The sequence below is a fragment of the Faunimonas pinastri genome (assembly GCF_900110915.1).
Taxonomy (GTDB): Bacteria; Pseudomonadota; Alphaproteobacteria; order Rhizobiales; family Afifellaceae; genus Faunimonas; species Faunimonas pinastri.
Window position 1 is genome coordinate 615,324 of sequence record NZ_FOFG01000001.1, and the last position, 13,784, is coordinate 629,107.

15 protein-coding genes are annotated in these 13,784 nt (G+C 66.8%); 13 read left to right on the forward strand and 2 right to left on the reverse strand.

The window, feature by feature from the left end:
- The first annotated feature begins 22 nt into the window (after positions 1-22).
- Entirely contained in the window at positions 23-1,000 is a 978-nt protein-coding gene (ctlX, locus tag BMY25_RS02865; RefSeq protein WP_092495040.1) for a citrulline utilization hydrolase CtlX, read from the forward strand.
- A gap of 13 nt (positions 1,001-1,013) precedes the next feature.
- Here the strand turns inward: ctlX and BMY25_RS02870 are convergent, their stop codons facing one another.
- Entirely contained in the window at positions 1,014-1,925 is a 912-nt protein-coding gene (locus BMY25_RS02870; protein ID WP_092495041.1) for a MurR/RpiR family transcriptional regulator, read from the reverse strand.
- Between the two features lie 142 nt (positions 1,926-2,067).
- Here BMY25_RS02870 and BMY25_RS02875 point away from each other — a divergent pair, with 142 nt between their 5' ends.
- The 12 genes from BMY25_RS02875 to BMY25_RS02930 all read left to right on the forward strand — a co-directional run bounded on the left by BMY25_RS02875 (position 2,068) and on the right by BMY25_RS02930 (position 12,438).
- A complete protein-coding gene (locus BMY25_RS02875; protein ID WP_238858118.1) occupies positions 2,068-3,057 on the forward strand; it encodes an ABC transporter substrate-binding protein in 990 nt (329 codons plus the stop codon).
- Between the two features lie 59 nt (positions 3,058-3,116).
- Positions 3,117-4,139 (forward strand): ABC transporter substrate-binding protein, encoded by a 1,023-nt coding sequence (locus tag BMY25_RS02880; protein ID WP_092495043.1) that lies wholly within the window; start codon positions 3,117-3,119, stop codon positions 4,137-4,139.
- A gap of 27 nt (positions 4,140-4,166) precedes the next feature.
- Entirely contained in the window at positions 4,167-5,564 is a 1,398-nt protein-coding gene (locus tag BMY25_RS02885; protein WP_092495044.1) for an amidohydrolase family protein, read from the forward strand.
- A 2-nt stretch (positions 5,565-5,566) separates the two neighbouring features.
- The gene (locus BMY25_RS02890; protein ID WP_092495045.1) at positions 5,567-6,388 is read left to right on the forward strand and encodes an ABC transporter ATP-binding protein; all 822 of its coding nucleotides are present in this window, start codon (positions 5,567-5,569) and stop codon (positions 6,386-6,388) included.
- The gene (locus tag BMY25_RS02895) at positions 6,385-7,146 is read left to right on the forward strand and encodes an ABC transporter permease (RefSeq protein WP_238858119.1); all 762 of its coding nucleotides are present in this window, start codon (positions 6,385-6,387) and stop codon (positions 7,144-7,146) included. The genes BMY25_RS02890 and BMY25_RS02895 overlap by 4 nt, the downstream gene beginning before the upstream one ends.
- On the forward strand, positions 7,143-7,922 hold the full coding sequence (locus tag BMY25_RS02900) for an ABC transporter permease (RefSeq protein WP_238858120.1): 780 nt from the start codon (positions 7,143-7,145) through the stop codon (positions 7,920-7,922). Before BMY25_RS02895 ends, BMY25_RS02900 begins: the two co-directional genes overlap by 4 nt.
- Positions 7,923-7,924: 2 nt before the next feature.
- On the forward strand, positions 7,925-8,236 hold the full coding sequence (locus BMY25_RS02905) for a cupin domain-containing protein (RefSeq protein WP_092495190.1): 312 nt from the start codon (positions 7,925-7,927) through the stop codon (positions 8,234-8,236).
- 4 nt (positions 8,237-8,240) lie between these two features.
- Positions 8,241-9,110, forward strand: coding sequence for an SMP-30/gluconolactonase/LRE family protein (locus BMY25_RS02910; RefSeq protein ID WP_092495046.1), 870 nt, complete (start codon positions 8,241-8,243; stop codon positions 9,108-9,110).
- A gap of 38 nt (positions 9,111-9,148) precedes the next feature.
- Positions 9,149-9,730 (forward strand): AAA family ATPase, encoded by a 582-nt coding sequence (locus BMY25_RS02915; RefSeq protein ID WP_092495047.1) that lies wholly within the window; start codon positions 9,149-9,151, stop codon positions 9,728-9,730.
- Position 9,731: 1 nt separating this feature from the next.
- The gene (locus BMY25_RS02920; protein ID WP_238858121.1) at positions 9,732-10,313 is read left to right on the forward strand and encodes a nucleoside 2-deoxyribosyltransferase; all 582 of its coding nucleotides are present in this window, start codon (positions 9,732-9,734) and stop codon (positions 10,311-10,313) included.
- Between the two features lie 156 nt (positions 10,314-10,469).
- Complete coding sequence (gene ilvA / locus BMY25_RS02925; RefSeq protein WP_092495048.1) at positions 10,470-11,999, forward strand: threonine ammonia-lyase, biosynthetic; 1,530 nt, start codon at positions 10,470-10,472, stop codon at positions 11,997-11,999.
- Positions 12,000-12,024: 25 nt separating this feature from the next.
- Positions 12,025-12,438 (forward strand): VOC family protein, encoded by a 414-nt coding sequence (locus BMY25_RS02930; RefSeq protein WP_092495049.1) that lies wholly within the window; start codon positions 12,025-12,027, stop codon positions 12,436-12,438.
- Between the two features lie 13 nt (positions 12,439-12,451).
- Here the strand turns inward: BMY25_RS02930 and BMY25_RS02935 are convergent, their stop codons facing one another.
- Positions 12,452-13,783: a four-carbon acid sugar kinase family protein gene (locus tag BMY25_RS02935; RefSeq protein WP_092495050.1), complete on the reverse strand. Its 1,332-nt coding sequence runs from the start codon at positions 13,781-13,783 to the stop codon at positions 12,452-12,454.
- Between the last annotated feature and the right edge of the window lies 1 nt (position 13,784).

Sequence of the window (13,784 nt, forward strand, 5' to 3'; positions counted from 1 at the left end):
TCTCCTTACAGAGAGTTCCCGAATGCGTGGCTTCGCCCCCCAGGCGCCTGCGGGCGTCGTGATGATCCGCCCCCACCATTTCACCCCCAATCCGGAGACCGCCGCCGACAACGTCTTCCAGACGTCCGACGGCCTCAGGACCTCGCGCGAGATCTCCGAGGCGGCGTACCGGGAGGTGACGGTGATGGCGGAGCGGCTGCGGGACGCCGGGGTGGCCGTCCATCTCTTCGAGGACGAGGGCACCTCCACGCCGGATTCCGTGTTCCCCAACAACTGGTTCTCAACCCATGCCGGGGGGCACGTCGCGGTCTATCCGATGTTCAACAGAAACCGGCGAGGGGAGCGACGGGCCGACATCATCGAGATGCTGAAGGCGCGCTACCGCGTGCAGGACGTGATCGACTATTCCGGGCTGGAACCCGACAACGTGTTCCTGGAAGGCACCGGCGCCATGGTGCTCGACCATATCGGTCGCGTCGCCTATGCCGCGCGCTCCAATCGCACCAACGAGGTCGCGCTGGAGCGCTTCTGCACGCACTTCAACTTCGAGCCGATGCTGTTCGACGCGGCTGATGCGGATGGTCGCCAGATCTACCACACCAACGTCATCATGTGCGTCGGCACCGATCTGGCGCTGGTCGGGCTCGATGCGATCGTGAACCCGGCCCGGCGGAACGAGGTGAGGGAACGGCTGGAGGAAACCGGGCGCCGCGTCGTCGCGCTTTCCCATCGCCAGATCGCGGAGTTCGCTGGCAACGCGCTGGAACTGCGCGGCGCCAGAGGTCGCTTTCTCGCGATCTCGTCCCGCGCTTGCCGCTCGCTGAGCGCGGCCGAGCGAGGGGAAATCGAGGCCGTGACACCGTTGCTGCCTTTGGATGTGCCGACGATCGAACTCGCGGGCGGATCGGTGCGCTGCATGCTGGCGGGCATCCATCTCGCGCCAAGGGCAAGCGCGGGGCAGGCCGCGTCGCACGTTGTCGCGAAGCCCGTGCCGGCCTGAAGAAGGCGCCCGCCTAGCGGTTCGAGCCGTGGCGTGGCGGGGTCAGCCATGGATAGGCGAAGGCGGAAAACTCCTCGGCCAGTTCGGCCGAGCCGGGCGAACGGCTCGCGACCCCCGCCGTCAGCGCTTCCAGCAGGGCCAGCGTCGCCGTATCTGAGGTGGAGCTGAACTGCCGGCTCGTATGCACGTAGAGGGTGAGGTCGCTCAGCCCCGCGATGGGCGAGTTCTGGTTGTCGGTGATCGACAACACCCGGATCCCGCGCGAGCGGATATATTGCGTCAGCTCGACCGTGTCCCGAAGGTAGCGCGGAAACGCGATCGCGATGGCGAGATCGGATGCGTCGAAGCGGAAAAGCCGCCGCGACGCTCCGGCCGAGCCGCCGGCATTCTCGACGACGCGAACGTCGCAGCCGGCAAGTTCCAGCCCGTTCGCCAGCAACCCGGCGAGATTTCCGGCCGTATCGAAGCCGATGACGAAGATGCGGCGGGCGGCGACGATCATCTCCACCGCCTGCTCGCAGCGCTCCGCATCCAGATTGTGGATGGTGGCCTGGAGATTGCGGATGTCCTCCTGCAGCGAAGCCACCAGGATGTCGCGGACGGACGAGGCCTCCGACAGCTTCTGCTTCAGCCGCTCCACCGGGGCGAAGACCGGCTCGAAGCCACGGATCAGTTCGGCGCGGAACTGGGCGTAGCCGGCAAAGCCGATCGTCCGGGCGAAGCGGTTCGCCGTCGCCACGGAGACGCCGGAATTGGCGACCGTCTCGTTGATGCTGAGCCGGGCGACCTGCATCGGCTCGGCGAGGACGAAATCTGCGAATGCCTTGAGCGCGTCGGAGAGCGAGGGATAGGCGGCCGCGATCCGTTCGGCGACCACCGCTCCGGCGGGCAGGCGCGTGATACCGACCGGCCTTGGATCTGGCATACGCTGTCAGGCTCTCTTGTAAATCCGCTTACATATGCTAGCACTTGTGTAACAAAAGAAACACGGGGGAGGAAGGGTCTGCAGCCATTGAGGGGTGGTGATGACCTGTTCCGGGAATTTCACGGCTACGCGCCGTTCTGTCATGTTGGGGGGAGCCGCCGCGCTTGCAGTGGGCGCCGGCGCGACGAGAGGTTTCGCTCAGGCGAAGACCGTGGTGACCACCGCGCTCGGCTGGGTGCCGAACGTGGAATATGCCGGCCTGTGGCTCGCGATCGAGAAGGGCTACTTCGCGCGCGAGAATATCGAGGCGAAGTTCATTCCGGGCGGCCCGAACGCGCCGGACACGCTGGTTTCGCTCGCCACCGGCGCGGCTGACGTCGCCGGCGCGAACTGGCTGCCGATCCTCGATTCCGTCGCCAAGGGCAACGACTTCGTCATCATCGGCGCGACCTGGGCAAAGAGTCCGGCGGCGGTGTGCTCGATGGCGCGCCATCCCGTGCAGGAGCCGAAGGACCTCGCCGGCGCAACCATCCTGGCGCAGAACCCGACGGACAAGCAGATCATCGACGCGATCCTTGGCGGCGCCGGACTGCCGCTGGATTACGAGATCAAGCCCACCGGCTTTTCGCCCGAGCCGCTGATTGCCGGCGACGGCGACGCCTATCTCTGCTTCGCGACCAACCAGCCGATCACGCTGGAGCGCATGGGACTGGTGGAGGGGCGCGACTTCTTCGTCACGCTGCTGGACGATCTCGGCTATCGCGTGCTGCAGGGGCTCCTGGTGGTGCCGCGCTCGCTGATCGCCGGGAAGCGGGATGCGGTGACCGGCTATCTCCGCGCCCTCGTGCGCGGCTGGACCGATCACATCAAGGATCCGGGCGCGGCCGCCAGGCTCGTCGTCGACAAATACGGCGCCGATCTCGGCCTGGATATCGACCAGCAGATCCGACAGGCGGAACTCGAGGTTCCGCTTCTGGAGGGCGACGAGAAGAGCAGGGGCCTCCTCTGGTTCGATCCCGCGATCGTCACCGGCGCGATGACCCGGGCCGCCCATGCGGCCGGCCGTTCCGTGCCAGAACTTTCGAAAATCGTCGATCTCGGCCCGCTCGAAGAGGCGTTGAAGACGCTTTGACCGGGACCGCTCTGCAACACAGCGAAGACAGGCCACAAGGTCTTCGAGGGGAACCTGTTATGACATTGACCCGCCGCAGCCTTTTGCAATCCATCGCCGCCGGCGCTGCCGCCGCGCCGTTTCTCGGCAAGTCCGTCCTCGCGGCGGCGCTGAAGAAGGTGCGCGTGCAGATCGGCTGGATCGCCAATGCCGAATATGCGGGCCTCTGGGTGGGGCTGGAGAAGAACTACTTCAAGGACGCCGGGCTGGATGTCAGCGTCACGCCCGGCGGTCCCAACGCGCCGGACCCGCTCGTCGTGGTCGCCGGTGGCGAGGCCGATATCGGCTACACGTCGTGGCTGCCCTTCCTGGATGCGGTCGCCAAGGGCAACGACTACGTGCTCTTCGCCGCGGGCTTCCAGTCCTCGCCCCTCGGCATCATCTCGCTTGCCAGGAAGCCGATCCTGACGGCCAAGGACCTCGTTGGCGCCCGCATCCTGGCGCAGGGGCCGAACGAGAAGACATCCATCGACGCGACGCTGGCCCTGGCCGGCCTGCCGAAGGACTGGACCATGGTGCCGACCGGCTTTTCGCCGGAGCCGCTGGTGGCTGGCGATGGCGACGGCTACACGGCCTTCGCCACGAACCAGACGATCACGCTGGAGAAGATGGGCCTCGTCCGCGACAAGGACTTCTTCTTCCGCTCCTTCGACGAGCTCGGCTTCAAGAGCTATGCGGAACTTGCTTTCTGCACGCGCGACTACCTTGCCAAGAACCGGCAGACGCTGGTCGATTACGTCAAGGCCAACATCAAGGCCTACCGCGACAACGAGAAGGATCCAGCCTACGCGGCCAAGCTCGCGGTGGACAAATACGGAGCCGATTACGGCCTCGACCTGGAGCAGCAGACGCGGCTGAACGAGCTGCAGATCCCGATCATCCGCCCCAACAACGACCCGAGCTTCAAGATCCTCACCATGAACAAGGACGAGGTGACGGGCCCCATGTACGCGGCGGCGAAGGCGAGCGGGCGCACGAACCTGCCCGACGTGGACAAGATCTTCGACTTCTCCATCGCCGAAGAAGCGCACGCCTCTCTTTGAACGCCGACTTGAAGGGTTGCCGGATTGATGTCTGAAGCAGAAAACGCAGCTGAGAGCGTCGACCTCCTGATCAAGGGGTGCGACGTGGTCGCCCTGGACGGCTCCAACACGGTCCAGAGCGACGGCGCCATCGCAATCCGGGGCAAGCGGATCGTCTGGATCGGCAAGGCGTCGGACGCCGGCCGTTTCGTCGCCAGGAGCGTGGTCGACGGTTCCGGCAAGATCGCGCTGCCCGGCATGATCGACGCGCATTTCCACACGGGCCAGCAGCTTCTGCGCGGCAAGCTGCACGAGATCGCCCGCCGGCGGCCGCTGAAGCTGCCGGTGTGGAAGAACTACCTCATCCCGTTCGAAAGCTGCCTGGAGCCGGAAGACGTCTACCTGTCCGGCCTCGTCGCCTACACCAACATGATCCAGGTCGGCACGACCTGCTTTGCGGAATCCGGCGGCCCGCATCCCGACGAGATGGGCCGCGCGGCCGTCGATGTCGGCATTCGCGGCTTCGTCGCGCTGTCCACCGTCGACCAGAGCGAGCAGATCGGCGCCGACGTTCCCGCCAACATGCTGATGACGCGCGACGAGGCGCTGGAGCGCAACGTGGCGCTGGTCAACCGCTGGAAGGATGGCGACCGCGTCAAGGCGTGGCTGGCGCTGCGCCAGATCATCGTCTGCTCGCCCGGCCTGATCCGGGATATCGGAGCCGCCGCGCGCGAACTCGATGTGAAGATCCACACGCATCTCTGCGAAGGGTCCTACGAGATCGACTATGCGCTGGAGAAGTTCGGCAAGCGGCCGGCGGAGTGGCTGGACGAGATGGGCGTGCTCTCCCATCACCTGCACTGCGCGCATTCCGTGATGCTCTCGCCCAACGAGGTCGACCTTTACGTCAAGCATCGTCCCTCCGCCTGTCATTGCGCCTTCGGCAATTATTCCATCGGCAATCCGCGGCTCGTGGAGATGTGGCGGCGCGGCATCGATATCGGCCTCGGCACCGATGGGCCGGGAGCGGGCGGCACGCTGGACATCTTCCAGGTCGCCCACACGGCGCGCGTCGGGCAGCAGGCGATGAACAGCGCGCTCTTCCATCAGCGCGATCCGATCTCGGCGGAGGAACTGCTCCGCGTCGCCACCAACGGGGGCGCCCGCGCGCTCGGCATCCAGAATGAGATCGGCAGCCTGGAAGTCGGCAAGAAGGCCGATATCCTGCTTTGCGACGCCGACAGCATGGACCATGTGCCGGTCTACGATCCGCTCTTCGTGGCGGCCGCCTGCGTGGTGGGTCGTGACGTGAGCACCGTCGTGGTGGACGGCGAGGTCGTGATGAAGAACCGCGAGATGCTGACGGTGGACGTGGAGGCGATCCGGGCGAAGCTCAAGGAGCGCCTGCCGGTCATCTCCGAACGTTTCGAAAGGCTCGTGGGCTGACGATGACGGACGCAAGCTCGCCCGTCGCCCATCTCTCGCCGGTCCGACCGGCCACGGAGACCGCGATCGATCTCGACCATATCGGCAAGTCCTTCCGGATGGAGAACGGCCGGGAGCTGGTCGCAATCGACGAGGTGTCGCTGAAGATCGGAAAGGGCGAGTTCGTGGCGCTGCTCGGCCCCTCCGGTTGCGGCAAGAGCACGATCCTCAGGCTGGTCGCGGCCCTGGAAGCGCCGAGCCGGGGCCGGGTGGTGGTCGAGGGACGCGAGCCGGAAGACCTGTCGAGGGCGCATCGGCTCGGCGTCGCCTTCCAGGATCATGCGCTGCTGCCTTGGCTCACCATCTCCGCCAATGTGGCGTTGCCGTTCCAGTTGGCCGGGCGGAGCGTCGATCGCAAGCGGGTGGAGGAGCTGATCCGCCTCGTCGGCCTTGCCGGATTCGAGCAGGCGCGGCCCCGGCAGCTTTCCGGCGGCATGCGCCAGCGCGCCTCCATCGCCCGCTCGCTGGTGCTGCATCCCGACGTGCTGCTGCTCGACGAACCCTTCGGCGCGCTGGATGCCGTGACGCGGCGGCAGATGAACGTGGAGTTGCAGCGGATCTGGACGGACGAGCGCATCACCACGCTGCTCGTCACGCATTCGGTGGAGGAGGCGCTTTTCCTCGCCGACCGCGTGGTCGTCATGAGCGGCCGGCCCGGTCGCGTGATCAAGACGATCGAGGTGCCGTTCGAGCGGCCGCGCCAGCCGGCGATCATGCGCAGCGCCGAGTTCCACGACCTCGTGGACGAACTGACGCTTGCGCTGGAACCGGAGGAAGCGGCGTGATCGCGCTTTCGCAGGAACGCTGGCGGGGGATCGTGCTGGGCGCGTTCGGCGTGCTCCTGTTCCTCGGGCTCTGGCAGCTGATCGGCGTCAACCGCTGGGCCGGCCTGACATGGCCGCCGCTGACCGACGTGCTCACCTTTTTGTTCAACCCGTCGCGCCGCGCGCTCTTCGGGCGGGCTATGTCCGCGAGCTTTTCCATGATCGCGCTCGGCTACGTCACGGGCGCGGCGATCGGGATCGTGCTGGCCGGCATCGCCCATCTGGTTCACCCGCTCAGGCCCGGTCTCGACCGGCTGGCGAGCGTGGTCCACGCCATCCCCGCCATTGCGCTGGCGCCGCTGTTCATCGTCATGCTCAGCCGCGAGATGACGGGCATGGCCATCGCGGCGCTGAACGTGTTCTTCGTGATCTATGTCGCGACCACGTCCGGCCTCGTCGCCAGCACCGCGGCCCATCGCGACCTCTTCCAGGTTTTCGGCGCCTCGCCCGTCAAGCGGCTGATGCGGCTGGACTTGCCGGCAGCCCTCCCGGCCATCGTCAGCGGGCTCAAATATGCCGTGCCCGCCGCGTTTATCGGGGCGATCCTCGGCGAATGGTTCGGTTCCTCGCGCGGTCTGGGCTTGCTGATGGTGAGCGCCATGCAGAACTTCCAGATCCCGCTGCTCTGGAGCGCGGTGCTGATCGCCTCGACCGCGTCGCTCTTGGTGTTCGCCGCGATGAGCGTGGTCGAACATCTCGTCTACAGGCGCTATCGATGAGGCCGGAACCTGCAACCCCGAACCGTCCGCTGCGGATGCTGAAGACCGCGCTCTCGCGCTATTGGGGCGTCATCGCCGTGCTGGTGATCTGGCAAGCCTGGGTGTCGATCTCGGGCGTCAACCAGATCGTGCTGCCGCAGCCGGTCGACGTCTTCCGCGACCTCGTGGCGGAGCCCGGCATCTACCTCCGCAATGCCGGGCAGACACTGCTTCTGGCGGCGCTCGGGCTGATCCTCGGCATGCTGCTCGGCACGGTCATCGCCGTTCTCGCGTGGTCTTCCACGCTGCTCAGCGGTATCCTTACCCCGCTGGGGCTGGTCTTTTCTTCCGTGCCGGTCGTGGCGCTGATCCCGGTGATCGCGCGCATCATGGGCTACGACCTGAAGACGGTGCTCGCCATCGTCGTCATCATCTCCTTCTTCCCGGCCTTCGTCTTCACCTCCGCGGGGCTGAAGACGCTGCCGCCCGGCAGCTCCGATCTTTTCCGGGTGCTGGGCGCCAGCCGCTGGACGCGGTTCACCCGGCTTGTCCTGCCTTCCGCCGTGCCGAGTTGGATGATCGCCTTCCGTCTCGCCGCGCCGCCGGCGGTCCTGTCGGCCATGCTGGCGGAATTCCTGATGGGCACCAGCGGCCTCGGCTATCTCTTCCGCTCCGCCGCTTCCGGATTCCAGACGGAGCGTGCGCTCGGCACCAGCGTGGTCGCCACCGTGATCTCGGTGCTCTGCTTCACCTTCGCGCTTTGGGCCGAGCGCGCCGTCCTCAGAAAGTGGAACTGACCATGACCGACAAGCGGCCCCGACCTGGACGCCCCAAGGCCGAACCGACGCTGCAGATCGACAACGAGCGCGTCCGCGTCATGCTCTGGCGCTTCTCCCCCGGCGCGGAAACGGGCTGGCACCGCCATGGGCACGATTACGTCGTGGTGCCGCTGACGACGGGCAACCTCATGCTGGAAGAGCCCGACGGCTCGTCGCACACGGCCGAATTGCGGGCGGGAGCGTCCTACAGCCGGCTCCTCGGCGTGGAGCACAATGTCGTCAATCCGTCGGAGGACAGCGACTTCGCCTTTGTCGAGATCGAGCTGAAGTAGCCGGATGCGCATCGAGGTCGTGGTCGACGTCAAGACGACGCTCGGCGAATCTCCCGTCTGGGACGCGGATGCCGAGCGCATCTATTGGGTCGACAGCCTCGGCCGTCGCGTCTTCCGCGCCACCGCCGATGGGCGCGAGGTGCGGGCCTGGACGACGCCGGCGAGCTGCGGCTCCATGGTCCTGCGGCGGCGGGGAGGCGCGGTGCTGGCGTTGCGCAGCGGCGTGCATTTTCTCGACTTCGCCACCGGCGATCTCGAATGGCTGGTCGATCCCGAGCCCGATCTGCCGGACAACACGCTGAACGACGGCAAGGTCGACCGCGCCGGCCGCTTCTGGTTCGGCTCGATGAACACGGCCGGGCCGGAGCCCACGGGCGCGCTCTACCGGCTCGATCCCGATCTGACGCTGCGGGTGGTGGATCGGGGGATCGCCTGCTCCAACGGACCCTGCTGGAGCCCGGACGGCGGCACCTTCTATTTCGGCGACAGTGGCACGCGCGAGATCCATGCCTATGACTTCGCCGCCGCGGAAGGCCGTCTCTCGGGTCGGCGGCTGTTCTGCCGGGCGGAGGAGCGTGCCACGGTGGACGGGGCGACGGTCGACGCCGAAGGCTGCCTCTGGAGCGCCCAGCCCGATGGGGGCACGATCCGCCGTTATTCTCCCGAAGGGGAGCTCATCCGCACGATCGAACTGCCGTCGCTTGCCGTCACCAGCGTGACATTCGGCGGCCCGGCGCTCGACGTTCTTTTCGTCACATCCATGGCGTCGCCGCTGGATCCGGCGGTCACCGACCGCAATCCGCAGCGCGGCAGCCTTTTTGCCATTCATGACCTCGGCGTCCGGGGCGTGGAAGAACCGAAGTTCGCCGGCTGAGGCCGGACACCTTCGCGACTCAACTCGAAGGAGAAGAAATGACCAAAGTCACCCTGCCCAAGGACCCCTGGCAGAACGTCCGGACCGAGCACGACGTGCCGGCCGACGAGGTGATCTCGGCCCTGCAGAAATGCATCCGGCGCGGCCTCACGGAAAACGCGCTGCTGATCGCCTATGAGATGTTTCTGACCAGCCCGCAGATGGAAGAGATGCTGTGGTCGCGCCTGACGGTGATCTCCGTCGAGGATGTCGGCGCCGGCAACATCATGGCGCCGGTTCTGATCGATACGCTGTATCGCAACCACGAGCGTTATCCGCGTCCGCTGGGCGACCGCTTCCTGTTCGCCGCCCATGCGATCCGCGTCCTCGCGACCAGTCCCAAGGACCGCACCTCCGACGACATGGTGAACTGGGCGAAGCTGGAGATCCAGACGCGCGACAAGGCCCCGCCCATTCCCGATTTCGCCATCGACATGCATACCCGTCGCGGCTGGGAGATGGGACGCGGCTACGAGCACTTCATGACCGAAGCCTCGCGCGTGGAAAACATGATCGAGGATCGCGACACCAGCTACCGCGACCGCCTGATGGCGGCGATCGAAGCCGGCGAGCTTTCCTGAGATGCCGGCACCCATGAAGGTCTATCTCGCCGGGCCGGAGGTCTTCCTGCCCAACGGGCGCGAGGTGATCGAGGCCAAGCAGGCGCTGACCCGCCGCTATGGCTTCGAGCCGAATGTCTGGCTGGGCGAGGGCGAGCCGCCGCCTGCCGAGCCTTTCGCCTTCGGCCTCTATATCAGCGCGGCGAACGAGGCGGTGATGCGGGACAGCGATCTCATCATCGCCAATCTCACGCCGTTTCGCGGCATCAGCGCCGATATCGGCACCGCCTACGAACTCGGCTTCATGTGCGCGATGGGCAAGCCGGCCTTCGGCTACACCAACGACCCCCGGGGATACGTCGAGCGCCTGACCGGGGATTTCTATGCCGGGAAGGTCGAGGCGGACGCGGAGGGCGTGCTTCGCGGCACGGACGGCCTCATGGTCGAGGATCACGGCATGGTCGACAATCTGATGGTCGATGGCGGCATCGACCGCAACGGCGGCGTGATCGTCCGGCGAAGGGTCGAGCCCGCCCGTATCCTGGACGATCTCGGCGCACTGGAAGAGTGCCTCGGGATCGCGCGGGATCGGCTTCCGGGCTGAACTCAGAAAGATGAAGGAAGGGGCGACCGATCGGCCGCCCCTTCGGGCGCCCCTTTCCTGTCGGCGAGCAAGCCTTGTTGCGCGCGGGGGTGAAACTGCCTACCCACCTCCGTCAGGGCCGCTGTCGCATGGGCCCGAGAAACCGGAGCCCGGTCCGTGCTCGACCTGATCAAGAACATCCTGTCCGCCCGCGTCTATGATGTCGCCATCGAGAGCCCGCTCGATTCCATGCCGCGGATCTCGAGCCGGCTCGGCAACAAGGTGCTCCTGAAGCGGGAAGACCTGCAGCCCGTTTTTTCCTTCAAGCTGCGCGGCGCCTACAACAAAATCTCCAAGCTTTCCGTCGACGAACTGGCGCGCGGGGTGATCTGCGCTTCCGCCGGCAACCACGCGCAGGGGCTGGCGTTGGCGGCCCAGCGGCTCGGCGTCCGCGCCACCATCGTGATGCCGCGCACCACGCCGGACATCAAGGTGAACGCCGTGCGCTCGCGTGGCGCGGCCGTGGTGCTCCATGGCGACACCTTCGACGAGGCGAGCCTTCATGCGGGCGAGCTGCGGGAGGCGCACGGCTATGTCTACGTGCACCCCTTCGACGATCTCCACGTCATCGCCGGGCAGGGCACCATCGGCATGGAAATCCTGCGCCAGCATTCCGGGCCGATCGAGGCGGTGTTCCTGCCGGTTGGCGGCGGCGGGCTCGCGGCCGGCGTCGCGGCCTATATCAAGTTCATCCGGCCGGAGGTGAAGGTGATCGGCGTGGAGCCGGAGGACGCGGCCAGCATGAAGGCGGCGCTGGAGGCGGGCCGTCCGGTCGCGCTGAACCAGGTCGGCCTCTTTGCCGACGGCGTCGCGGTGCGGCTGGCGGGATCGGAGACCTTCCGCCTCTGCCGTCAATTCCTGGACGAGATCGTCACGGTCACCACGGACGAGATCTGCGCGGCGGTGAAGGACATCTTCGACGATACCCGCGCCGTGGCCGAGCCGTCCGGCGCGGTCGGCCTCGCCGGCATGAAGAAATATGTCGAGCGTGAGGGCCTGTCAGGCGCGACGCTGATCGCGGTGAACACGGGCGCCAACGTCAACTTCGACCGCCTGCGCTACGTGGCCGAGCGCGCCGATGTCGGCGAGCGGACGGAAGCGCTGCTGGCCGTCACGATTCCCGAGGAGGTCGGCAGCTACCGCGCCTTCATCGGCGCCATCGGCGAGCGGGCGATCACCGAGTTCAACTATCGCTGGGCGGAAACGGGAAAGGCCCATGTTTTCGCCGGCGTGAAGCTCAGGGGCGGCGACCGCGAGCGGCAGGATCTCGTCGCCACTCTGCGCGGCAAGGGTTATGCGGTGGTCGACATGACCGACAACGAGCTCGCCAAGCTGCATGTCCGCTACATGGTGGGCGGGCGCGTGCCGGAGCTTGCCGACGAGATCATCTTCCGTTTCGAGTTCCCGGAGCGGCCGGGCGCGCTCCTGAAGTTCCTCGACAGCCTCAGCCCGCGATGGAACATCTCGCTCTTCCATTATCGCAACCACGGCTCCGACAATGGGCGCGTGCTGGCGGGCCTGCAGGTGCCGCAAGCGGAGCGCGCCGCCTTTCTGGAGCGGCTGACCAGCCTCGGCTATCCCTTCACTGACGAGACGGACAATCCGGCCTACGGCCTTTTTCTCGGCACCGGCGACGATCGGGCCTGACACCTCACTCCTAGGGAGAACCGCTTTGAAGTCGCTCTTTCATCTCGCCTACCACGTGACGGACCTCGATGCGGCGCGGCGCTTCTACGGCGGCACGCTCGGCTGCAAGGAAGGGCGCTCGACCGAGACCTGGGTCGATTTCGACTTCTTCGGCCACCAGATCTCGCTGCATCTCGGCAAGCCGTTCGAGGTGACCCGCACCGGCAAGGTGGGCGATCACATGGTGATGATGCCGCATCTGGGCGTGGTGCTGGGGCTCGACGACTGGTTCGCGCTGGCACAACGGCTGGAGCGGGACGGCATCGCGTTCGACATCCCGCCCGTGGTGCGTTTCGAGGGCCAGCCCGGCGAGCAGCGCACGATGTTCTTCTTCGACCCCTCGGGCAATCCGATCGAGGTCAAGGGCTTCCGCGATTTCGAATCCGTCTTCGCCGCCTGAGGAGCGCGAGGCTTTACGCGGAGGGAGCGCCGGACAGGAGTCGTTCGAAGAGATCGTCCGAACCCATCTGGCCGCCCTTGAGCATCAGCTCCATCCCGTCCAGATCGTTTTCGCTGTGGGCCCGGCAGACCGTGACCCCCGGCGAAAGCACCGTCAGGGTGGACAAGCCCCAGATAGGCAGCGCCTTGACGGCGAGGCTCGACGTATCCCCGCCGGCGATCCCGATCCGCCGGAGTGGCGTGATCCTCAGCACCTCTGTGACAAGCCTCGCGGTCGCAGCGGCGATCGCCCCGGCGCGGCCCGTATCCGATGGCGGGCCTTCCGATGCGGTGTAGGCAAGCACATGCCGGCCATCGCGAAGGTGGCGGGAAAGGTCGTCGACCACCTTCGTCGCATATGCGTCTTCAACGGCAAGCCTCCCCGCGTCCAGCGCGACATGCTCGTAGGAACGGGCGGCCTCCACCTGGCGACGCGTCACCGGGGATAGGCTGCCGGCGAGAAGCAGGACCGGACCGCTCGCGGGTCCTAGCTCTCGCGATGAGGCAAGGCCCGGGCTCGTGCCGAGCGCCTCCCAATGGGCGGCAAGCGCCTGGGCGACACTGCTGGGGCCGACCGCGAGAAGCGGCTCCCGCTTGGCCTCGTTCCAGATCAGCCGACCGATGGCCGCGAGATCCTGCGCCTCCGCGAGATCCATCAGGACGGCGCCCGGTTGCGCTCCGAGCAGCGCCTGCAGCGAAGCTTCCGGCTGATCCGTCCGGTAGGCCGGTGCGTGCAGGCCGACGACGGGCGCGAGGCCCTGCGCCTCCAGATGGAGCCGGAGATCGGCCTCCCGCATCGGCGTCACCGGATGCACGCTCATCGTCGGATGGCGGTCGATGCGATGGACGGCCCCGGCAGAGCCCGCCCGCGCGAAAAGATTGCTGAAGACGCAGTAGCGGCCGATATTCGGTTGCCCGCCGACGATCGGCACGAAGGAATTGGCGACGTGCCCCCGAAGCGTCGCGACCGCCGCGCCGATGCTGCCGACATCCGGTGCGCTGTCGAAGGTCGAGCAGCATTTGTAGTGCAGCACCGAAACGCCGAGTTCCTCGAAGAACTGGCCGACGGGTTCGAGTTCTTCCGCCATCCGTGGGGGAGACATGGTGCGTGACGCGCCGGCGATGCCCGCCGCATCCAGCGGACCGGCGAGTTCCAGCACCCGCCGGTCGGGCACGCCGAGGAACAGCACCGTGCGAAGACCGCTGCCGGCGAGCGTCGCCAGCGTATCCGTCGCGCCCGTGAAATCGTCGCCGTACCAGCCGATGCGCGGCACCGGCCGGGCAGGCTCATCAACCGTCCGTTCCATC

Bases quoted from the DNA above. Each gene is read 5' to 3' on its own strand.
- ctlX (WP_092495040.1), top strand. From the start codon at position 23: ATGCGTGGCTTCGCCCCCCAGGCGCCTGCGGGCGTCGTGATGATCCGC.
- BMY25_RS02870 (WP_092495041.1), bottom strand. From the start codon at position 1,925: ATGCCAGATCCAAGGCCGGTCGGTATCACGCGCCTGCCCGCCGGAGCG.
- BMY25_RS02875 (WP_238858118.1), top strand. From the start codon at position 2,068: ATGTTGGGGGGAGCCGCCGCGCTTGCAGTGGGCGCCGGCGCGACGAGA.
- BMY25_RS02880 (WP_092495043.1), top strand. From the start codon at position 3,117: ATGACATTGACCCGCCGCAGCCTTTTGCAATCCATCGCCGCCGGCGCT.
- BMY25_RS02885 (WP_092495044.1), top strand. From the start codon at position 4,167: ATGTCTGAAGCAGAAAACGCAGCTGAGAGCGTCGACCTCCTGATCAAG.
- BMY25_RS02890 (WP_092495045.1), top strand. From the start codon at position 5,567: ATGACGGACGCAAGCTCGCCCGTCGCCCATCTCTCGCCGGTCCGACCG.
- BMY25_RS02900 (WP_238858120.1), top strand. From the start codon at position 7,143: ATGAGGCCGGAACCTGCAACCCCGAACCGTCCGCTGCGGATGCTGAAG.
- BMY25_RS02905 (WP_092495190.1), top strand. From the start codon at position 7,925: ATGACCGACAAGCGGCCCCGACCTGGACGCCCCAAGGCCGAACCGACG.
- BMY25_RS02910 (WP_092495046.1), top strand. From the start codon at position 8,241: ATGCGCATCGAGGTCGTGGTCGACGTCAAGACGACGCTCGGCGAATCT.
- BMY25_RS02915 (WP_092495047.1), top strand. From the start codon at position 9,149: ATGACCAAAGTCACCCTGCCCAAGGACCCCTGGCAGAACGTCCGGACC.
- BMY25_RS02920 (WP_238858121.1), top strand. From the start codon at position 9,732: ATGCCGGCACCCATGAAGGTCTATCTCGCCGGGCCGGAGGTCTTCCTG.
- BMY25_RS02935 (WP_092495050.1), bottom strand. From the start codon at position 13,783: ATGGAACGGACGGTTGATGAGCCTGCCCGGCCGGTGCCGCGCATCGGC.